Source organism: Prevotella multiformis (assembly GCF_018127985.1).
Classification (GTDB): domain Bacteria; phylum Bacteroidota; class Bacteroidia; order Bacteroidales; family Bacteroidaceae; genus Prevotella; species Prevotella multiformis.
In genome coordinates, this window is sequence record NZ_CP072357.1 from 1 (window position 1) to 20,294 (window position 20,294).

The 20,294-nt window shown below is 53.6% G+C and carries 13 protein-coding genes, 2 tRNA genes and 3 rRNA genes; 13 read left to right on the plus strand and 5 right to left on the minus strand.

Annotated features, from left to right (window positions below):
* Positions 1-359 precede the first annotated feature (359 nt).
* From J4864_RS00005 to rrf, 5 genes are all read left to right on the plus strand, one after another.
* Positions 360-1,892, plus strand: a 16S ribosomal RNA gene (locus J4864_RS00005).
* Between the two features lie 138 nt (positions 1,893-2,030).
* Positions 2,031-2,104, plus strand: a tRNA-Ile gene (locus J4864_RS00010).
* Positions 2,105-2,126: 22 nt separating this feature from the next.
* A tRNA-Ala gene (locus J4864_RS00015) sits at positions 2,127-2,200 on the plus strand.
* A gap of 220 nt (positions 2,201-2,420) precedes the next feature.
* Positions 2,421-5,322 (plus strand): 23S ribosomal RNA (locus J4864_RS00020).
* A gap of 167 nt (positions 5,323-5,489) precedes the next feature.
* Positions 5,490-5,602: ribosomal RNA gene (gene rrf, locus J4864_RS00025) — 5S ribosomal RNA — on the plus strand.
* Together the 16S, 23S and 5S rRNA genes with 2 tRNA genes alongside form the textbook arrangement of a ribosomal RNA operon.
* A gap of 158 nt (positions 5,603-5,760) precedes the next feature.
* On the opposite strand, the gene J4864_RS00030 is transcribed toward rrf, so the two are convergent.
* The 3 genes from J4864_RS00030 to J4864_RS00040 form a co-directional block, all read right to left on the minus strand.
* On the minus strand, positions 5,761-6,744 hold the full coding sequence (locus J4864_RS00030; protein WP_449579655.1) for an ISAon1 family transposase: 984 nt from the start codon (positions 6,742-6,744) through the stop codon (positions 5,761-5,763).
* 1 nt (position 6,745) lies between these two features.
* Positions 6,746-7,090 carry an ISAon1 family transposase N-terminal region protein gene (locus J4864_RS00035; protein ID WP_211813866.1) on the minus strand — a complete coding sequence of 115 codons (345 nt, stop codon included), beginning with the start codon at positions 7,088-7,090 and terminating at the stop codon, positions 6,746-6,748.
* 709 nt (positions 7,091-7,799) lie between these two features.
* Positions 7,800-9,932: a TonB-dependent receptor gene (locus tag J4864_RS00040; protein ID WP_211814143.1), complete on the minus strand. Its 2,133-nt coding sequence runs from the start codon at positions 9,930-9,932 to the stop codon at positions 7,800-7,802.
* Positions 9,933-10,108: 176 nt separating this feature from the next.
* Here J4864_RS00040 and J4864_RS00045 point away from each other — a divergent pair, with 176 nt between their 5' ends.
* The 7 genes from J4864_RS00045 (at position 10,109) to J4864_RS00075 (ending at position 16,739) form a co-directional block, all read left to right on the plus strand.
* Positions 10,109-11,293 carry a sensor histidine kinase gene (locus tag J4864_RS00045; protein ID WP_025068328.1) on the plus strand — a complete coding sequence of 395 codons (1,185 nt, stop codon included), beginning with the start codon at positions 10,109-10,111 and terminating at the stop codon, positions 11,291-11,293.
* 583 nt (positions 11,294-11,876) lie between these two features.
* On the plus strand, positions 11,877-12,395 hold the full coding sequence (locus tag J4864_RS00050; protein WP_211814144.1) for a YceD family protein: 519 nt from the start codon (positions 11,877-11,879) through the stop codon (positions 12,393-12,395).
* 22 nt (positions 12,396-12,417) lie between these two features.
* Positions 12,418-12,603, plus strand: coding sequence for a 50S ribosomal protein L32 (gene rpmF / locus J4864_RS00055; RefSeq protein WP_004382259.1), 186 nt, complete (start codon positions 12,418-12,420; stop codon positions 12,601-12,603).
* 2 nt (positions 12,604-12,605) lie between these two features.
* Positions 12,606-13,625 (plus strand): beta-ketoacyl-ACP synthase III, encoded by a 1,020-nt coding sequence (locus tag J4864_RS00060; protein WP_211814145.1) that lies wholly within the window; start codon positions 12,606-12,608, stop codon positions 13,623-13,625.
* Between the two features lie 139 nt (positions 13,626-13,764).
* Complete coding sequence (gene era, locus J4864_RS00065; protein ID WP_211814146.1) at positions 13,765-14,646, plus strand: GTPase Era; 882 nt, start codon at positions 13,765-13,767, stop codon at positions 14,644-14,646.
* A 357-nt stretch (positions 14,647-15,003) separates the two neighbouring features.
* On the plus strand, positions 15,004-16,317 hold the full coding sequence (der, locus tag J4864_RS00070; RefSeq protein WP_211814147.1) for a ribosome biogenesis GTPase Der: 1,314 nt from the start codon (positions 15,004-15,006) through the stop codon (positions 16,315-16,317).
* Between the two features lie 17 nt (positions 16,318-16,334).
* A complete protein-coding gene (locus tag J4864_RS00075) occupies positions 16,335-16,739 on the plus strand; it encodes a hypothetical protein (RefSeq protein WP_211814148.1) in 405 nt (134 codons plus the stop codon).
* A gap of 449 nt (positions 16,740-17,188) precedes the next feature.
* On the opposite strand, the gene J4864_RS00080 is transcribed toward J4864_RS00075, so the two are convergent.
* Both J4864_RS00080 and J4864_RS00085 read right to left on the minus strand, forming a co-directional pair.
* The gene (locus J4864_RS00080) at positions 17,189-17,959 is read right to left on the minus strand and encodes an ABC transporter ATP-binding protein (protein ID WP_211814149.1); all 771 of its coding nucleotides are present in this window, start codon (positions 17,957-17,959) and stop codon (positions 17,189-17,191) included.
* Positions 17,960-18,056: 97 nt separating this feature from the next.
* Complete coding sequence (locus tag J4864_RS00085) at positions 18,057-18,803, minus strand: MlaE family ABC transporter permease (protein WP_007368089.1); 747 nt, start codon at positions 18,801-18,803, stop codon at positions 18,057-18,059.
* A 511-nt stretch (positions 18,804-19,314) separates the two neighbouring features.
* Between J4864_RS00085 and lptB the strand changes: the two genes are divergently transcribed.
* The gene (gene lptB, locus J4864_RS00090) at positions 19,315-20,151 is read left to right on the plus strand and encodes an LPS export ABC transporter ATP-binding protein (protein WP_211814150.1); all 837 of its coding nucleotides are present in this window, start codon (positions 19,315-19,317) and stop codon (positions 20,149-20,151) included.
* The last annotated feature ends 143 nt before the right edge of the window (positions 20,152-20,294 follow it).

Consider the following 20,294-nt stretch of genomic DNA (forward strand, 5'->3'; position numbering starts at 1 on the left):
TTCTTTATACCTTTGCACTCGCTTTACGAAACGAGCCGCACGGCTTGTTCCGTTTGCACAGAAAGAAAGAGTTCTTTGAAAGGATTTACATAGACAGAGAAGTAGTACAAGAAGCGTCTGCGCGGCACGCATGCCGTGCGGACGGGTAAAAGAAACGAACCGATCAATTCGGCATCAGGGCAGGCATTCTGGCTTCCGCCATTCTGCCGTTCCGCCCTTTTGCTTTTTGAACGAGGTGCTCTTTGAGCTTGATATTTCGGTAAAGGCGTTCCGGGACAGAGATTATCCGAGGCCTGGATGACGGGACGGGGCTTTCGCTCCTGTCCGCTATCCGTCGTCCGGTCTTGTCATCACATTTTACAGTGGAGAGTTTGATCCTGGCTCAGGATGAACGCTGGCTACAGGCTTAACACATGCAAGTCGAGGGGAAACGGCGTTGAGTGCTCGCACTCTTCGGACGTCGACCGGCGCACGGGTGAGTAACGCGTATCCAACCTTCCCGTCACTGCGGGATAACCTGCCGAAAGGCAGACTAATACCGCATGGCCTTCACTGACGGCATCCGAGGTGAAGTAAAGCTTTTTTGCGGTGACGGACGGGGATGCGTCTGATTAGCTGGTTGGCGGGGTGACGGCCCACCAAGGCGACGATCAGTAGGGGTTCTGAGAGGAAGGTCCCCCACATTGGAACTGAGACACGGTCCAAACTCCTACGGGAGGCAGCAGTGAGGAATATTGGTCAATGGGCGGAAGCCTGAACCAGCCAAGTAGCGTGCAGGAGGACGGCCCTACGGGTTGTAAACTGCTTTTATGCGGGGATAAAGTGAGGGACGCGTCCCTTTTTGCAGGTACCGCATGAATAAGGACCGGCTAATTCCGTGCCAGCAGCCGCGGTAATACGGAAGGTCCGGGCGTTATCCGGATTTATTGGGTTTAAAGGGAGCGTAGGCCGGGGATTAAGTGTGTTGTGAAATGTAGGCGCTCAACGTCTGATGTGCAGCGCATACTGGTTCCCTTGAGTACGCGCAACGCCGGCGGAATTCGTCGTGTAGCGGTGAAATGCTTAGATATGACGAAGAACCCCGATTGCGAAGGCAGCCGGCGGGAGCGCAACTGACGCTGAAGCTCGAAGGTGCGGGTATCGAACAGGATTAGATACCCTGGTAGTCCGCACGGTAAACGATGGATGCCCGCTCTCGGCGCCTGGCGCCGGGGGCCAAGCGAAAGCGTTAAGCATCCCACCTGGGGAGTACGCCGGCAACGGTGAAACTCAAAGGAATTGACGGGGGCCCGCACAAGCGGAGGAACATGTGGTTTAATTCGATGATACGCGAGGAACCTTACCCGGGCTTGAATTGCAGAGGAAGGATTTAGAGATAATGACGCCCTTCGGGGTCTCTGCGAAGGTGCTGCATGGTTGTCGTCAGCTCGTGCCGTGAGGTGTCGGCTCAAGTGCCATAACGAGCGCAACCCCTCTCCCCAGTTGCCATCGGGTTATGCCGGGCACTCCGGGGACACTGCCGCCGCAAGGTGCGAGGAAGGTGGGGACGACGTCAAATCAGCACGGCCCTTACGTCCGGGGCTACACACGTGTTACAATGGCCGGTACAGAGGGCTGGCGTTCCGCGAGGCGCGCCGAATCTATAAAGCCGGTCTCAGTTCGGACTGGGGTCTGCAACCCGACCCCACGAAGCTGGATTCGCTAGTAATCGCGCATCAGCCACGGCGCGGTGAATACGTTCCCGGGCCTTGTACACACCGCCCGTCAAGCCATGAAAGCCGGGGGTGCCTGAAGTCCGTGACCGCGAGGATCGGCCTAGGGCAAAACTGGTGATTGGGGCTAAGTCGTAACAAGGTAGCCGTACCGGAAGGTGCGGCTGGAACACCTCCTTTCTGGAGCGGTCGTCTTTCCGCTTCATGCGACGGGAGCGTCTCGGGTTCGTTTCCCTTCCTGTGCTGCTCCGTCTCTGTCTTTTCGAATAAGAGAAGAGGAAGTCCGGCAGCGGAGGCCGCATAGCTTTCTTCCAACTCAGTCCTATAGCTCAGTTGGTTAGAGCGCCACACTGATAATGTGGAGGTCGGCAGTTCAAGTCTGCCTGGGACTACTTCCGTCCTTTCTCTTTTCCCGGGGGATTAGCTCAGCTGGCTAGAGCACCTGCTTTGCAAGCAGGGGGTCAACGGTTCGAATCCGTTATTCTCCACTTCCGGAGGGAACCGGTGCGGGTCCGGGGGATTCCATCCTCCCGTCCTCCTCCTTCTCTCTCCGCACGATCTTTGACATATTGACACAGGCAAGACTGTAAAGCAGAGCCGGTCTCCTCACGGAGTCCGGCGTTCTCCGGGGGTTTTTTCCCCCGGATGGAATCTGAAAGACAGCTGAAAGTATGAGCTGCATCCCCGCGTTTTCCCGCGGGGAAGGCGAAGAAAGTAAGAAAGGGCGCATGGCGGATGCCTTGGCTCACGGAGGCGATGAAGGACGTGATAAGCTGCGATAAGCCCCGGGTAGGTGCAAATGACCGTTGATCCTGGGATTTCCGAATGGGACAACCCGGCAGGCTGAAGGCCTGTCATCACCGCATCTGCGGTGAGGCGAACGGAGGGAACTGAAACATCTTAGTACCTCCAGGAAGAGAAAATAAACGAATGATTCCCCCAGTAGCGGCGAGCGAACGGGGAGTAGCCCAAACCGGCTGCGTAGCGATGCGCCGCCGGGGTTGTAGGACCGCGCCGTCGCACCCTGACTGTGAGGAGAACCCGCTGGAAAGCGGGACCGTAGCGGGTGACAGTCCCGTATCCGGAGCATGATGGGGCGTAGCGGTATCCTGAGTAACGCGGAACACGTGGAATTCTGCGCGAACCCGCCGGGACCATCCGGCAAGGCTAAATACTCCCGTGAGACCGATAGTGAACGAGTACCGTGAGGGAAAGGTGAAAAGCACCCCGCGAGGGGAGTGAAAGAGTTCCTGAAACCGTGCGCCTACAAGCGGTCGGAGCCGCGCGAGCGGTGACGGCGTGCCTTTTGCATAATGAACCTACGAGTTGCCGTGTCCGGCGAGGATAAGCGTCATGAGACGCGCATCCGCAGTGGAAGCGAGCCTGAAGAGGGCGTCGAGTCGGACGGGGCAGACGCGAAACCAAGTGATCTACACTTGCCCAGGCTGAAGTCCGGGTAACACCGGATGGAGGGCCGCACGGATAAGCGTTGAAAAGCTTCCCGATGAGGCGAGTGTAGGAGTGAAAGGCCAATCAAACTTGGAGATAGCTCGTACTCCCCGAAAGGCATTTAGGTGCCGCGTGCGGCGATATCCATGAGAGGTAGAGCGACCGATAGGTCGAGAGGGCTTCACCGCCTGTCGAGACCTGACGAACTCCGAATGCTCATGGACTGCAGCCGTGCAGTAAGGGGGCGGGTGCTAAGGTCCGTCCCCGAGAGGAGAAGAATCCAGACCGCCGTCTAAGGCCCCGGAATTCTGCCTGAGTTAGTCTAACGAAGTCTGGTCCCCGTGACAGCCAGGATGTTGGCTTGGAAGCAGCCATTCATTCAAAGAGTGCGTAACAGCTCACTGGTCGAGGGTCCGGGCGTGGATAATAATCGGGTATAAGGCAGATGCCGAAGGCGCGGGATAGCAATGTGCATTGCAAGTATCGGTAGGGGAGCATTCCATGGCCGCTGAATGGTGAGGGCGACCGATCCTGGAGGGCATGGAAAAGCAAATGTAGGTATGAGTAACGATAAAAAGGGTGGGATTCCCTTTCGCCGAAAGACCGAGGTTTCCCGGGCGATGCCAGTCAGCCCGGGGTCAGTCGGGTCCTAAGCCTCAGCCGAACGGCGATGGCGATGGCAGATGCGGTCAACATTCCGCAACTCGCATTATCAGTGACGTGGAGACGGAGCAGTGACACTGCCGCGCCCTGACGGAACAGGGCGTTTAAGTGCGTAGGCTTTGACAGCGGCAGGCAAATCCGCCGCTGGAGCTGAAACACGAAAGTACGGCTCTTCCTCCGGGAAGGGCCGAGCGCAGGTAACCATACTCCCGAGAAAATCCGCTAAACTTAATGGTACTGCGACCCGTACCGCAAACGGACACACGTGGTCGGGTAGAACATACTGAGGCGTTGAGAGATTCATGGTCAAGGAACTAGGCAAACTGACCCCGTAACTTCGGGATAAGGGGTCCTCGTGGCGACACGAGGCGCAGAGAATAGGTCCAGGCAACTGTTTAACAAAAACACAGGGCTGTGCGAACTCGAAAGATGAGGTATACAGCCTGACACCTGCCCGGTGCCGGAAGGTTAAGAGGAGACGTCACCAGCGATGGGAAGCGTCGAATTGAAGCCCCGGTAAACGGCGGCCGTAACTATAACGGTCCTAAGGTAGCGAAATTCCTTGTCGGGTAAGTTCCGACCTGCACGAATGGTGTAATGATCCGGACGCTGTCTCGACCATGATCTCAGTGAAATTGTAGTATCGGTGAAGATGCCGATTACCCGCGATGGGACGAAAAGACCCCGTGAACCTTTACTGCAGCTTAGCACTGACCTCGGTCATCCGATGTGTAGGATAGGCCGGAGGCTTCGAGGCGGGCGCGCCAGCGTCCGCGGAGCCGCCCTTGAAATACGGCCCTTCGGCTGTCTGAGGTCTAACGCGCCTGTGGCGCGGACACTGCTTGGCGGGCAGTTTGACTGGGGTGGTCGCCTCCAAAAGCGTAACGGAGGCTTCCAAAGGTGCCCTCGGGCCGATCGGTAACCGGCCTCATGGAGTGCAATGGCATAAGGGCGCCTGACTGGGAGGCAGACATGCCGAGCAGGTGGGAAACCAGGGCATAGTGATCCGGCGGACGTGCATGGAAACTCCGTCGCTCAAAGGATAAAAGGTACTCCGGGGATAACAGGCTGATCCCCCCCAAGAGCTCATATCGACGGGGTGGTTTGGCACCTCGATGTCGGCTCGTCACATCCTGGGGCTGGAGAAGGTCCCAAGGGTTGGGCTGTTCGCCCATTAAAGTGGCACGCGAGCTGGGTTCAGAACGTCGTGAGACAGTTCGGTCTCTATCTATCGTGGGCGTTGGAGTTTTGCGTGGTGCCGTCACTAGTACGAGAGGACCGTGGCGGACAGACCTCCGGTCAGCCGGTTGTGCCGCCAGGTGCACCGCCGGGTAGCTGAGTCTGGATCGGATAAGCGCTGAAAGCATCTAAGTGCGAAGCCGGCCGCAAGATTAGAACTCCTCATGAGGGCCGTCAGAGACGATGACGTTGATAGGGCGCAGGTGTAAAGACGGCGACGTCAAAGCCGAGCGCTACTAATTGCCCGAGACTTTCTTCCGGGTCTCCCCCGCCTTTCCGGCGCCGGGGAGGCCGGCGCTCACTCTTCCGGCTGTCCCCTCCCCCCTCCGGGGGACGGGTTCCTGTCCTGCCTGTGCGATACGTCACCCATACGGGCGCCGCGTCCCTGCGGAAGGACATTCCGCGGGAGCGCCGTCCCGGATACATTCAGGTGGTTATTGCGGCGGGGTCCCACCTCTTCCCATTCCGAACAGAGAAGTTAAGCCCGCCTGCGCCGATGGTACTGCAATGCAATGCGGGAGAGTAGGTGGCCGCCTCCTTTCAGACACGGGAGAGCCCCGGAGAGAAATCTCCGGGGCTCTCCCTTTTTCTGTTGGGGGCAGGCGGTGATAAGCGATGTTAGGCGGTTATAGGAGGGAGAAGAGGGTCAGTAGAAAATAAGGGGTCAGTCCTAAAACCCAGTTGCAAGCCTACCCGCTTAAACACACAATTTCATAAGCCTATATAAAAAGAAAGGAATATCTGTAACTCCTCTGAACTGTGCCCTGAATGCCTTAACCTTAGCATTGAATGACTCGGCATTTGCATTCGTAGCTCTGTTTACAAAGAAATTGAGTATGGTTTGATAATGATTTTCAAACGTGTCAATCACTGTGTAGAAATTGTCCACTCCCAGCTCTTCAACCTCATTAAACCATTTTGCCAGCTTCAGCCTTGCAGCATCCTTGATGCTCTTGATGTTATAAATGTCGGTAAGTTTCATAGCCAAATCATATGCCTTTTTCAGTGTCGGATAATGTTCAAAGATGATCTGTGCCCTACCTTTCTGTGTTTCAGTCCACTTGGTCTTGTGCTTGGTCAATATGAACTTTGCTCTGGCGAGCAACTGCTTGCGCGTGTCACCATTGCTGTATCTAAATGGTATATATTCCTTTCCCTTACTTTTAGCTTCTTTTATCTCCTCATTCTCTTTATCTCTTGCCATCCATCGGTAAGCGATACGCATGTCATCCAGAGCATCATAATATAGTTTCTGCACATGAAATCTGTCATTGGTAATAAGTGCTTTGGGAAAAACAGAGCGGGCTATGCGCATCATCGAAGATGACAAATCGAGTGTTATCTCCTTGACAGTCTTCCGTTTAGAAAGGTTTATCTTCTTGAGAACCTGGATGACGTCCTCAGCCTTGGTCCCTTTAACCACAGCCACTAAAGTCCCTTTTCTGCCCTTTCCCGCCTTGTTGGTCAGAAAAGTATAAACCTCGCCACTGCTTAGACAGGTCTCATCGATACTTAGACTCTCTCCTATGTTATCTTCAAACAATAGCCAGTCTTGAGCATGATCCAACTGATTCCAGCTACGATAATCACTGAAATGTTCCTTGTACTGTGTGGATAACAGCTTGCCATTTACGCCATAGTGCGCACCAATGCTTGCGATGCTCTCTGCAGTGGACTCAATTCTATTCTTTTAAAAAAGAAACGAACTCGGGGGATAGTTTACTGCCCTCGGCCGTCAAATCATCATATGAATAAGTAAATATCTCTCCGTTGGAACTGTCACGCCACTTGCGACGGCGAACATGGAGGTAAACTGCTTTGCCACGAAGGGGAAAGTCCTGAATAACACGCTCGCTGGTAAAACCATAACTGCTTACAGTGCCTAACTTATGGTCTGACTTTTCCATGAAGTTACGCTCGTCAAGCCAAAAGTCAAACTGGGAAACACTCTCTTGAATATCGACAACATCAAAGTAGTCGGCAAGTACATCTGGAAAGATGCAACGTAATAATTGGTGACTCTTCATGATGCAAAGGTAATAAATACTTATGAAATTATGTGCTTAAGCGGATAGACTTGCAACTGGGTTTTAGGACTGACCCAATGATAGGCGATGATAGGGGGAGAAGAGGGTCAGTAGAAAATAATAGACTGTGATGGGTTTTGAAGTAAACTGTTGAATTGCTTTTTTGCAATTGAGGAAGTCTGCTGTACTGTGAGGATTTCTCCACCGGGAATGGTGAACAGAAAAAGAATGATTATGTTCTTGAATTATTGCTGTCCGGTAAAACTTTTTGGGTCTGTCCTTGTTAGATAAAATAGACTTAAACTTATGATTTCTTTGAATTATCGGTCATTATAGGTTTGCCGTTGCCAAAATAAACACATTTTTATAATGCTTGCAGTGTGAAACAGAAAACCAAGCCTCTGGATAAGTAAAACAGCTGCAACACCGATGGATAAAAAGATACAGAGGTTTCAGTTTATTTTTACCGGACAGTGATATTCTTGAATATGCCTGCCTGACAGTATCTGTGGAGGGCAGTTATCAGTCTGGCATTGGGCAGAATGATGACTAATCAGCTGGTCTTTGTCGGGTTGAATGATGATTTCTGGAGAATTGCGATAGAATGTTTACCAATCAGTTTTTGGTAGACTATGACTCCGCAATTTATCCTATAGAGCGATGTAAAATTATTCGCTCGGTAGGATAAATTGCGGATTTTTGTTGTAGCTTAGTATCTGAAGCTTGCAGTGAGGGTTATATTGCGTCCGTCAGCATGTGCATATTCCGCATTGCGGGCCATCAGCATGGAGGACGGAGTGTAATAGGTGTAGTTCAGCAGATTGGAAACGGCCAGGCTCAGGTCCCATGCCTTCAGCCTTACTCCTGCCGTAAGATTCAGAAGGTTGATGCGGTTCACCTTTCCTTCTCCTTCGTTGTATGCCCCTGCGGCATTCGGTGCAAAGCGGTCACGTTTTCCCGTATGGATGTACTGTAGGTTCAGATAAGTGTTCTTGACCGGAGCATAATTGACGTACATTGCCAGTTTGGCGGCAGGAATGGAGATGTTTGACATATAGGTGTCCCAATCTCCTGATGCCGATTTCAGCTTTCCTTCGAACCATGAAAGATTTGCTCCTGCCTTGAGGTTGCTTAGAATCTGTGCATCTGCGCTTAGTTCAATGCCATAGACCTTCTGCGGTGTACGGTTCACTACCCAGAATCCGTTTTCAATCTTGAGGTCGCTACCCAGTTTTGAGTAGGTGTAGAAGAATGAACCGTTGATCTGCAGCCAGTTGTTGATGTTTGAATAAGCTCCTATTTCGTAGTTGTCCGTCTTTACCGGTTCGGTGGAGATCTTTTCGAGTACATCCGCTTTGGCAGCACGCAGGGTGCGTCCCAGGTCGAAGATGGAGAACCCCTGTGAGAAAGCGACGAAAGGCTGGAAGACGGGATACCTGTTATAGGAAAGCCCGATATTGAACGAGAGGTTGTTGTATCTGAGCGAGCCACCTTTCACATGAACCTGCGGGGCAGAGAGCTTGTTACGCAGCACATCGTAATCGGGCACGCTTACATTGATGAAGTCGTAGCGTCCGCCCAGCTTGATGTTGAACCACTGCCACAGCGTTGTCTTTGTCTGCAGGAACGGCGCATGGTTGTTGCTCGTCAGCCACGGCATCCAGTAACGTCCGTCGACGAGGGGCTGTGCCGTCTTGTCGAAAAGGTAATCATAACCATAGACAAGGTGCGTGAAAGCATTGTCCGAGAATATGAGACGAGTGCTGAACTGCGTGCGGAAACCGAATTTACGGTCCTTGACGGCCGACTGTCCGCTGGTCTCCTCCCAGCGTGGCTGTGCCGGATTGGCTTTCCGGAAGTCGAAGATGGTGTACAGGCTCGATCCGTAGACAGCCGTTTCAAAATCCGTATGGGCGAACAGATCATGTGACGTGAACTTCAGGTAGGCATTGTGGTTGTAGCGTGTTCCCTCGTCCACTGCCAGCGGATCCCTGTCGCCGACGATGCCGATGGCCGGCTGCTTCAGGTATTTGCCGCCGGAAGGGACAAGGCGTGTGTCCTGCAGACTGCGGTAGAAGTTGTACATAAGTTCGATTCTGTTCTTCGGCGAAAAGGCATAGCCCAGTTTCACGAGTGCATTCGTCGTATAGGTGTCTCCAAGCCCGTACCGGGGCGAGATGAACTGTCCGTCCCCGTCGACGCTGCTTCCTGTCCGTCCGAATGTCCCATTGACAAGGTAGTCGAGATTCCCGGCCGCCCCGTATAGCTGCTGGTTGATACGATATCCTTGTCCCTTTCCCTGACGGAAGAAGTTGTAGGTAGAACCGGAGAGCGTCGTCTGTCCGCCGATGGCTCTGTGGGCAGCATTCTTCTTGGTGATGATATTGATCAGGCCGCCGATGGCACCATTTCCGTATAATGCCGTTGATCCTTTCACGATCTCGATATGGTCGATTGCCGATACGTCGATCGTACGGATGTCGCGGTCGGTAGAGCGCAGAGGGGTAGACTGCGGAATACCGTCGATCAGTACAAGCGCGCTTCTGCCGCGGAGCGACTGTGAACGCGAACTGGTTGTATTGCTCGAAAGTGCCATGCCCGGTGTGAGCAGTCCCAGCAGATGTGACATATCCGGAGCGACCTTGCTCATCTCGGCAATCTGTTTCTGGTCGATGATTGTGACCGTTGCCGCTGCGTTCGACTTCACCTCCGGAATGCGGGTCGTGCTGATGGTTACTTCCTTCAGCTGCAGAGTCGCTTCTCGTGTGCTGTCAGTCTGTGCATGACAGGGAATGGCAGCCGTGGCTGCTATCGCAAGTGACAGAAAAATCTTTTTTTTCATTTTGAATGCAATCTTGTTAAATAATAATTAAAGATGTGCAAAAGTATGGAAACGCTTCCTTTCCTGCAATACCTAAAACAAGGTATTCTCACGACGTACAATCTGTTTTCCCTGCTGATGCGGTCTTGTCCTATGACCATGCAATAATCTACACGCTTTGTCGTTAGATGGAATATATGCAGTGGACAGACAGAATCCGGCAGGTAAAGATATTCCTGGTAGTGGCAGCAATCATCATTGCCGTCGCCTCGCTGGTTGTGTCCCATTTCCTGACCGATGACCTTGCCAGGCAGGAGCGGAGCAGAATGCAGGTCTGGGCAGAAGCGATGAAGTCGCTGAGCGAGGCGGATGAGAACACGGACCTGAGCCTGGTGCTGAAGGTGCTGGACGAGAACAACTCTATCCCGGTCGTCGTCCTGGACAGTGAGGGCACTGTGACGGATTGCCGTAACGTAAGTGTCAGGGCACACAATGCCGCCGACCGTACGGCGAAACTGGCGGATATGGCCTTGCGGATGAAATCGGCGGGGCGGGTGATCCGTATTCCTTTAAGCAGCCGCCGCGGAGATTACATAGACGTGTGTTATGATGAATCGCTGATGCTGAAGCGCATAGCTGTCTATCCTTACATCCAGCTGGGCGTGGTGATGCTTTTCGTGGTCGTGGCGGTCATGGCCCTGCTCACCTCGAAGCGGGCGGAGCAGAACAAGGTGTGGGTGGGCCTGAGCAAAGAGACGGCCCATCAGCTGGGTACGCCTATTTCCTCTCTGATGGCATGGACAACAATCCTGAGGGAAAACTATCCCGACGACGAACTGCTGCCGGAGATGGACAAGGACGTAAAACGGCTGCAGCTCATCGCCGACCGTTTCTCCAAGATCGGCTCCGTCCCCGAGCCTGTCCCTGCCGACCTGAAGGAGGTGCTGCAGCACGTCGTGGACTACATGAACCGGCGTACATCCCGGAAGATAGACATCAGGACCGAGTTCCCGTCCGGCAACTTTATTGTAAAGATGAATGCCTCGCTCTTCGAATGGGTTGTGGAGAATCTCTGCAAGAATGCCGTCGATTCGATGGGCGGTGCGTCCGGTTCCATCACGATCCGTCTGGAAGAGGCCGGAAGACGTGTCGTCGTAGAGGTCTCGGACACGGGCAGGGGAATTAAAAAGAAGGATATAAGAAATGTGTTCCGTCCAGGTTTCACGACCAAGAAACGTGGCTGGGGACTGGGATTGAGCCTTGCCAGGCGCATCGTGGAGGAATACCATCACGGAAGGATCTTCGTGAAGAGTTCAGAGATCGGGAAAGGAACCACTTTCCGTATTGAACTTGGGAAGGAGCAGGAAATGCGCCAGATATAAGGGCAGATGACCAGCAGAGGGACATACGGAGGATGCCTGTCCTTGCGAATCGGATACCTGAAGCGCTCCCTCATGCGCTTTCCGGGGGCTGAATCGTGAGTACCTTTTCTGCACGCTGACGGCTGGTACTCCTGTTCCCGGCGGCCGGTACCCGTGTTCCCAGGCATCGGTACTCCTGTTCCAGACCGGTTGGGAACAGGATTCCCGGTGCCCTTGATGACCCATCTTGATCTGCAAGACGCTTCTTTGCCGTATCAGTTGAATCGGCAGACACTCTTTTCGCAAGCCTGCCGGATTGTCGGGTACAGGTGGAAAGTCCATGCCGGAACGGCAGGGCGACAATGCCCCTGTCGGATTGCCGTAGCACCGGAACGCTGCTTCCGTAGTCCGTCATCGTATGTTCCATGGCCTGCTTTTGCAGGCAGCCGGCTCCTGTGCCGGCTTGCCGTTGCATACGTTTTACCGGCTGCCTTATATAGGAAAGGAATGATGATGCAGGAGAGGCTTGCTTTATGCGTCCTCACTTTTTTTACTTTTAATTTGCTTATAATCAGAAAAATATTCGTAACTTTGCAACCCAATTATGGACTTGGAAACCCTTAAGATTGACTTGAAAGGTCTGGAAAAAGGTGCAAGTCACCTTGATTTCGACCTGGATGACACTTACTTTAAGGCGATTGACGCTCCCGAAGTGAGGCGGGGGTGCGTGCGTGTGTCTGTCGACATCGTGCGCACGGAAAATGATTTCTTTACCCTGGACTTTCATGAGACAGGCACGGTGATGGTTCCGTGCGACCTCTGTCTCGAACCGATGGAGCAGTCTGTAGAGACAACGCAGCGTCTCGAAGCGAAATTTGGAACAGAAAACTCAGAAGAGGACGACCTTGTGACGGTGGCCGAGGACGAAGGAATACTCGATGTCACATGGCTCCTCTACGAATTCATTGCCCTCGCAATCCCTATCAGGCATGTGCATGCACCTGGAAAATGCAACCCTGCTATGATACGAGCTCTCGAAGAGCACTCTGCCGCCCGAAGCGGTCAGGAAGACGGGGTGACGGTGGATCCGCGCTGGGAAACTCTATTAAAACTGAAAGAATAATATATTAAACGTTTAAAGAATTATGGCACATCCAAAAAGAAGACAGTCAAAGACCCGTACACTCAAGAGAAGAACTCACGATAAGGCAGTAGCTCCTACACTGGCAGTATGCCCCAACTGTGGCGCTTATTATGTTTACCACACGGTTTGTCCTACCTGCGGTTACTATCGTGGCAAGGTTGCTGTCGTAAAGGAAACAGCTGAATAGACATGAGCAACATCAATGCGATCATCACAGGTGTCGCAGGTTACGTGCCCGACTATGTCCTCAACAACGAGGAACTGTCGCGTATGGTGGATACCAATGACGAGTGGATCACCACCCGCACGGGCATCAAGGAGCGCCGCATTCTCACGGAGGAAGGTCTCGGCACATCCTATATGGCACGCAAGGCGGCCAAACTTCTGATGAAGAAGACCGGTGCCGATCCTGACAGTATCGATGCTGTCATCGTCGCCACTACGACTCCTGACTATCCGCACCCTTCCACAGCTTCCATTGTCTTGGGCAAGCTGGGTCTGAAGAACGCTTTCGCATTTGACTTTGCTGCTGCGTGCTGCGGCTTCATGTATGCTTTCGATGTTGCCTGCAACATGATTCAGAGCGGCCGTCACAAGCGCATCATCGTAATCGGAGCTGACAAGATGTCGGCCATTACCGACTACCGTGACCGTGCGACCTGTCCGCTCTTCGGCGACGGGGCAGGTGCCGTGATGGTGGAAGGGACGACCGAGGAAAACATCGGTCTGATAGACTCCTACCACCGTACGGACGGCAAGGGACTTCCGTTCCTCCACATCAAGGCGGGCGGTTCCGTATGCCCTTCTTCCCGGTTCACGGTCGACCATCGGCTGCATTACACTTACCAGGAGGGGCGCACGGTGTTCCGTTATGCTGTCACGGCCATGGGCGACGACTGTGCGGCTTTGCTGGAACGCAACGGTCTGACACAGGAAGACATCAATTATGTTGTCTGTCATCAGGCCAATCTGCGTATCATCGAGGCTGTGGCAAAGCGTATCGGTGTTCCGATGGAGAAGGTGCTGGTGAACATCCAGCGTTACGGCAACACCAGCGCCGCCTGTATGCCGCTTGTTCTCTGGGACTTCGAATCGAAACTGAAGAAAGGCGACAGAATCATCTTCACGGCTTTCGGAGCGGGTTTCGTCAATGGTGCCTCTTATTACAGGTGGGCGTATGACGGAGCTTCCGCAGCGGTTAAGAAATAAAGACGCTAAGTTATCATACACAAAAGAACGCATCTTTCTTTTCCCAATAAGATTGATGCGTTTTTTTAGGAGTCAAGTTTGTCAAGGAGTTGAAACAGATTGACCGGGGCGGCTCCTCCCCGGTAACTTAGAAAAGATTATGCACAAAGCAGGATTCGTAAACATCGTCGGCAATCCGAATGTCGGAAAGAGCACACTGATGAACCAGCTCGTCGGTGAGAAGCTCAGCATTGCCACTTTCAAGGCACAGACAACGCGCCACCGTATCATGGGTATCGTCAATACGGAGGATGCTCAGATCGTCTTCTCGGACACGCCGGGCGTGTTGAAGCCGAACTACAAGATGCAGGAGATGATGCTCCAGTTCTCCGAGTCGGCCCTGGCCGATGCCGATGTCCTGCTTTATGTGACGGATGTCATCGAGAATCCGGAGAAGAACATGGACTTTCTGGAGAAGGTCGCGAAGATGACGATACCGGTAATCCTCCTGATCAACAAGATTGACGAGAGTGACCAGTCGAAGCTCGGCGACCTCGTGGAGAAGTGGCACAGCCTGCTTCCCGATGCGGAGATCCTCCCCATATCGGCCAAGAACAAGTTCGGCACGGATATGCTCATGAAGCGCATCCATGAACTGCTGCCGGAGAGTCCGGCCTTCTTTGACAAGGATCAGCTGACGGACAAGCCGGCAAGGTTCTTCGTCTCGGAGATCATCCGTGAGAAGATCCTGCGCTATTACGACAAGGAAATCCCTTATTCTGTTGAGGTTGTCGTTGAGCGTTTCAAGGAGGATGACCGCCAGATACATATCAATGCGGTCATCTACGTTGAGCGCAGCAGCCAGAAGGGCATCATCATCGGGCACCAGGGAATGGCGCTCAAGAAAGTGGCGACCGAGGCCCGCAAGAGCCTGGAGCGTTTCTTCGGCAAGAAGATTTTTCTTGAGACGTTCGTGAAGGTGGACAAGGACTGGCGCAACTCGCAGAAGGAGCTGAACAACTTCGGGTATAATCCGGAGTGATCCGAGAGGAAAAGTGAAAAGGTGAAAAAGTAAAAAGCGCCGGTTCTTACGGGGGATGCCTGACGGAAAAAGACGGGAGAGGTTCTGGGACTTGTGCCCTATGGGACTTTATTTGTCTATGGATTCAATTCGACTGACAGGACTGGCGGAATCAATGAATCTGACAGTCCTCCCTGATCATAAGAGAAACAGAATCGCCCTGACTGTTTAGTAGGGCACACTCTCGCACAATGCGAGGGCTGGGGAATGGTCATCCCCGGCAAATATTCATCGGATGCCTGACCACATCCGGCGCCTCCTCACAGTAGAATACCGGCATTGTCCAGTTGTCCATGAGGAGGGAAAAGACCAGCATGAATGGCAAATTTAGTAGCGATTGTGGGCCGTCCGAACGTCGGTAAGTCCACGCTTTTCAACCGGTTGACCCAGACCCGCCACGCCATCGTGAGCGACACGGCCGGTACGACGCGCGACCGGCAGTATGGCAAGTGCCAGTGGAACGGACGCGAGTTTTCCGTTGTCGACACTGGCGGATGGGTCGTCAAATCAGATGATATTTTTGAAGATGCGATCCGCAAGCAGGTGCTTGTGGCGACCGAAGAGGCCGACCTCGTGCTCTTCCTTGTTGATACCGAGACCGGTGTCACCGACTGGGACGAGGATGTCGCAATGATTCTCCGCCGTACCAAGCTGCCTGTGCTTCTTGTCGCCAACAAGGTGGACAACAGCGGCGAGTCCTATCAGGCGGCCGAGTTCTATAAGCTCGGTCTGGGCGATCCCGTCTGTATCAGTGCCGCTACGGGCGGCGGTACAGGCGACCTGCTGGACCTGCTGCTTGAGCGGCTGAAGGATGCGCCGGACGAGACGGTCGACCAGGACATACCCCGTTTCGCCGTCGTAGGCCGTCCTAACGCCGGCAAGTCGAGCATCATCAATGCCTTCATCGGCGAGGACCGTAACATCGTGACCGAGATTGCCGGTACGACCCGCGACAGCATCTATACCCGTTACAACAAGTTCGGTTTCGACTTCTATCTCGTCGATACTGCCGGCATCCGCCGCAAGAACAAGGTGACCGAGGATCTGGAATTTTACAGCGTCATGCGTTCCATCCGAAGCATCGAGAACTCTGACGTCTGCATCCTTATGCTGGATGCAACCCGAGGCATCGAGGCGCAGGACATGAATATCTTTCAGCTCATCCAGCGCAACAACAAGAGCCTTGTTGTAGTCGTGAACAAGTGGGACTTGGTGGAAGACAAGAACCAGAAGGTTATCGATACTTTCGAGAATGCTATCCGTAAGCGTATGGCACCGTTCGTCGACTTCCCGATCATCTTTGCTTCTGCACTGACCAAGCAGCGTATCTTCAAGGTGCTGGAAACGGCAAAGGAAGTCTATCAGAACCGCAAGAGGCACATCGGTACGACGAAGCTGAACGAGGTGATGCTGCCCATCATCGAGTCGACGCCGCCCCAGTCGGTGAAGGGAAAGTACATCAAGATCAAGTACTGTTCGCAGCTGCCCAACACGCAGATACCGTCTTTCGTGTTCTATGCCAATCTGCCGCAGTATGTCAAGGAGCAGTACCGCCGTTTCCTGGAGAACAAGATACGCGAGAACTGGAACCTGCACGGCTGTCCGATCAATGTGTTCGTCCGTCAGAAGTAGCCGTAGGAGGTGTGTATATGAAGTGGATGATACTACCCTTTCTTTTTGCTTCGGCATTGCTGCTGGCGGCTTGTGGAAGTAAGAAGGAGGAGGTTGATCAGGGAGAACTGGCTGCCCGTGCGGCCAGACTCTATTATGAACAGCTGCTGAAAGGGAAGTATGAAGCCTTCTTGAAGGGTGAGAACCGGCCGGACAGACTGCCCGACGGCTATCGGAAACAGCTGCTGCTGAATCTTCAGCAGTTTGTGGAGCAGCAGAAAAGCCGGCACGAAGGAATCGACTCGATATCGTTAGGAGCATCCGTGTTCTCGGCGAAGGACAGTACAGCCAGTGCTTTTCTGCTCTTTCATTTTGGTGACAGGACGACGGAACAGGTCGTTGTCCCGATGATCAAGAAGAAAGGCGTGTGGAGGATGAGATAAGCACTGTGTGGGATAAAGAGACGCGAACGGATTTTCCAGTCACTCCCGTCACACTTCGGTGGCACTCAAAGTGTTTATATACAGCGTATTGGCTGTAAATGTTAAAATGACAGCCGGCAAAACAAAAACTTATCTGGTAAGGAAAGTCGGTCTCTTGAAAGTTTTAGTGGCGGCATGAAAGCCTGTGTGCAAGGGATTGTTCTGCACTTTTCAGGCAGGTTTTATCATCCCTGTTTCCGGGGCGCTCTTCGGCGGTCGAAGGGTGCTTGAGCGGAGCCTGACAGAGGCTTGTCTGCAGTCCTGCCAAGCCTCTTTCTGCATGGTCTTTAATGATCGGTTCCCTTGTGTCTGCCGATGGGAAAAGACAATCCCTTATCCTCCCTGTCTTGGCAGGAAGGATAAGGGATTGTGCAGGAATATATCAGTGTGTCATGAGCTGCCGGGTCTCCTTACAGCGCAGTCTTGTTTTCTTCTATGCTCTTGACTTTCTTGAAGAGGTCGGAAGCGAAGACGAGGTCGTTCAGCTTCTGGTTGTGGGAGGAAATGACCGTGTCCTTGTTGCCCTGCCACTCCTTTCTGCCATCAGCAATGAAGATGATATTCTCCCCGATGCCCATCACCGAGTTCATGTCGTGGGTGTTGATGATGGTCGTCATGTCGAACTCCCGGGTGATGCTGGTCAGCAGTTCGTCGATGACGAGCGATGTCTTCGGGTCCAGTCCGGAGTTCGGCTCGTCACAGAAGAGGTACTTCGGGTTCATCACGATGGCGCGTGCGATGGCGACACGTTTCTGCATGCCGCCCGAAATCTCACCGGGAAACTTCTGCTCGGCTCCTGCCAGGTTTACACGCTCCAGACATTCCATCGCCCGGCGGTCACGTTCCTGTGCCGTCATATCCGAGAACATGTCCAGCGGAAACCGCACATTCTCCAGCACGGTAAGCGAATCGAAGAGGGCTGCACCCTGAAAGATCATTCCCATTTCGCGGCGCATGAGAATCTTCTCCTTCTTTGTCATGTTGACGAAGTTGCGCCCGTCATAGAGCACTTCGCCGCTGGTCGGGTCGAGCAGGCCGGTGAGCGACCGCATCAGTACGGTCTTTCCCGCACCGCTCTGTCCGATGATGAGGTTCGTCTTCCCGTCTTCAAAGACGGTGTTTATATCCTTCAGCACTTCCTTGTTGCCGAACGACTTGTAGAGATGTTTTACTTCAATCATAATGAGAACTTCCTCCAGTCCCTCCCAAGGAGGGCAGTAGGTTTTGCTTTTTCACCTTTGTCAATGTTTACTTTCCCCTCAGGGAGAGGTGTTCATATTAACTCAATATCTGCGTCAGGAACACATCGCTGAAGAGAATCAGGACACTCGAGCAGACGACGGCATCGGTGGATGCCTTGCCCACTTCTACGCTGCCGCCTTTCACCGTATAGCCCATGTAGGAGGATACGCTCGAGATGATGAAGGCGAAGAAGAATCCTTTGATGATGCTCATCCACATGAACCAAGCATTGAAGTCGTGCTGCAGTCCGGCGGTCAGGTCGATCGGCGTGATGATGTGCCCGATGTATGCCGTTGCATACGCTCCGATGATACCCGTAGCCGCCGAGAAGATGACAAGGAACGGCATGATGGTGATCAGTCCCAGCATTTTCGGCAGGATGAGGTAGCTGGCGGAATTGATGCCCATAATTTCCAGGGCGTCGATTTGCTGCGTGACCCGCATCGTCCCCAGCTCTGATGCGATGTTCGACCCGACCTTCCCCGAGAGGATCAGGCACATGATGCTGCTGGAGAACTCCAGCAGCATGATTTCGCGCGTCACGTAGCCCGACACCCAGTGAGGCATCCAGGGGCTCTGCACGTTGAGCTTGATCTGTATACATATCACCGCACCGATGAAGAACGAGATGAGCAGGACGATGCCGATGGAGTCGACCCCCAGCTGCGACATTTCCTTGACGTACCGTTTCAGGAACATCCGCATCCGTTCAGGGCGGCTGAACGACCGTCCCATCAGTATAAGATAATTGCCGAATGTGTTCAGCCACTTGAAGACAAGCATGATTTCTCCTTTTGGTTTGAATGTGCAAAATTAGCCAAAATATCACAGAAACAGGCAGGAAAGACATTATTTAATAGTCGGGAAGGCTGCTTCCCGCCCTTTGTAGACGGCGTCTCCGCACCAGTCGTAGGTGTGTTTCCCCGATGTTCTTCGTATCCCCGCAGGTTCTTGTTGTTGTAGTGCGCAATACAGATCGGTGTGTTTCCCCGATGTTCTTCGTATCCCCGCAGGATAACCGGGCAGGTGCAGGCTGTGAAAAGCGGTCCGGCAGAGTGCGGGAGATGTAGCCCGATGTGCGGACCGGCGGCAGCCCCGTGCCGGCACAAGCCCTGCTGGTGAAGGAGACAGGCGGAAGCGTACGCGTACGCCCCCCGGTCCGTATGCAGCTCTTCTCTTTTGTTTCTTTTCACGTCTTTATGACGGCTGTCTGCTTTTAATTTATTAATTTTGCAGCGATTGCAGCGGTGGTGTCAGGTGATGCCCGCCTGTGTAAATGCTAAAAGAAAAAGCTATGTCAGAGACAGATAAGATTGTGGTCCGTCCGCAGGAGGAGGGGAGTGTGCTCCGGACGGAGAAGCTGGTGAAGCGGTACGGGAAGCGTACGGTAGCCAACGGGGTAAGCATCCATGTGCGGCAAGGGGAAATCGTGGGACTGCTCGGGCCGAACGGTGCCGGAAAGACAACGTCGTTCTATATGACGACGGGGCTTGTCGTTCCGAACGAGGGGCACGTCTACATCGACGACCGGGAGATCACCAACTTCCCCGTCTACAAGCGCGCCCGTGCCGGCATCGGCTATCTGCCGCAGGAGGCGAGCGTCTTCCGCAAGATGAGTGTGGAGGACAACATCATGAGCGTACTGGAAATGACGAAGCTCTCGAAGCAGGAACGCATCGACAAGATGGAGGGCCTCATACGGGAGTTCCGGTTGGAGAAGGTGCGCAGGAACCTCGGCGACCGTCTCTCCGGCGGTGAGCGTCGCCGCTGCGAGATAGCCCGCTGTCTGGCGATCGACCCGAAGTTCATCATGCTCGACGAGCCGTTTGCCGGGGTAGATCCGATTGCCGTCGAGGACATCCAGCACATTGTATGGCGGCTGAAGTTCCGCAATATCGGAATCCTCATCACGGATCATAATGTACATGAAACGCTGAACATCACCGACCGCGCCTATCTCCTTTTTGAGGGGCGCATCCTCTTCAAGGGAACGCCGGAGGAGCTGGCTGCCAACAAGATCGTGAAGGAGAAGTACCTCGGTACAGACTTCGTCCTGCAGAAGAAAGACTTCCAGCTGCTCGACCAGCGCAAGCGGGCACAGGAAGAGGCAGACGGCATTGTCCGCCAGTAATCCGGCCTCCCGGCAGTCGCCGTAGCGTTGCTGATACGGTGTCCCGGCGGCGACCGTGTCCCCAAGCATCGGGCACGGCATTTCCGGCCGTTCCGGTTGTGGAGTCCGGTGTTGCGGCCTTTCGCCTGGAAGGTACGGATGGG

Bases quoted from the DNA above. Each gene is read 5' to 3' on its own strand.
- era (WP_211814146.1), top strand. From the start codon at position 13,765: ATGCACAAAGCAGGATTCGTAAACATCGTCGGCAATCCGAATGTCGGA.
- J4864_RS00045 (WP_025068328.1), top strand. From the start codon at position 10,109: ATGCAGTGGACAGACAGAATCCGGCAGGTAAAGATATTCCTGGTAGTG.
- der (WP_211814147.1), top strand. From the start codon at position 15,004: ATGGCAAATTTAGTAGCGATTGTGGGCCGTCCGAACGTCGGTAAGTCC.
- J4864_RS00060 (WP_211814145.1), top strand. From the start codon at position 12,606: ATGAGCAACATCAATGCGATCATCACAGGTGTCGCAGGTTACGTGCCC.
- lptB (WP_211814150.1), top strand. From the start codon at position 19,315: ATGTCAGAGACAGATAAGATTGTGGTCCGTCCGCAGGAGGAGGGGAGT.
- J4864_RS00040 (WP_211814143.1), bottom strand. From the start codon at position 9,932: ATGAAAAAAAAGATTTTTCTGTCACTTGCGATAGCAGCCACGGCTGCC.
- J4864_RS00035 (WP_211813866.1), bottom strand. From the start codon at position 7,090: ATGAAGAGTCACCAATTATTACGTTGCATCTTTCCAGATGTACTTGCC.
- J4864_RS00075 (WP_211814148.1), top strand. From the start codon at position 16,335: ATGAAGTGGATGATACTACCCTTTCTTTTTGCTTCGGCATTGCTGCTG.
- rpmF (WP_004382259.1), top strand. From the start codon at position 12,418: ATGGCACATCCAAAAAGAAGACAGTCAAAGACCCGTACACTCAAGAGA.
- J4864_RS00050 (WP_211814144.1), top strand. From the start codon at position 11,877: ATGGACTTGGAAACCCTTAAGATTGACTTGAAAGGTCTGGAAAAAGGT.
- J4864_RS00085 (WP_007368089.1), bottom strand. From the start codon at position 18,803: ATGCTTGTCTTCAAGTGGCTGAACACATTCGGCAATTATCTTATACTG.
- J4864_RS00080 (WP_211814149.1), bottom strand. From the start codon at position 17,959: ATGATTGAAGTAAAACATCTCTACAAGTCGTTCGGCAACAAGGAAGTG.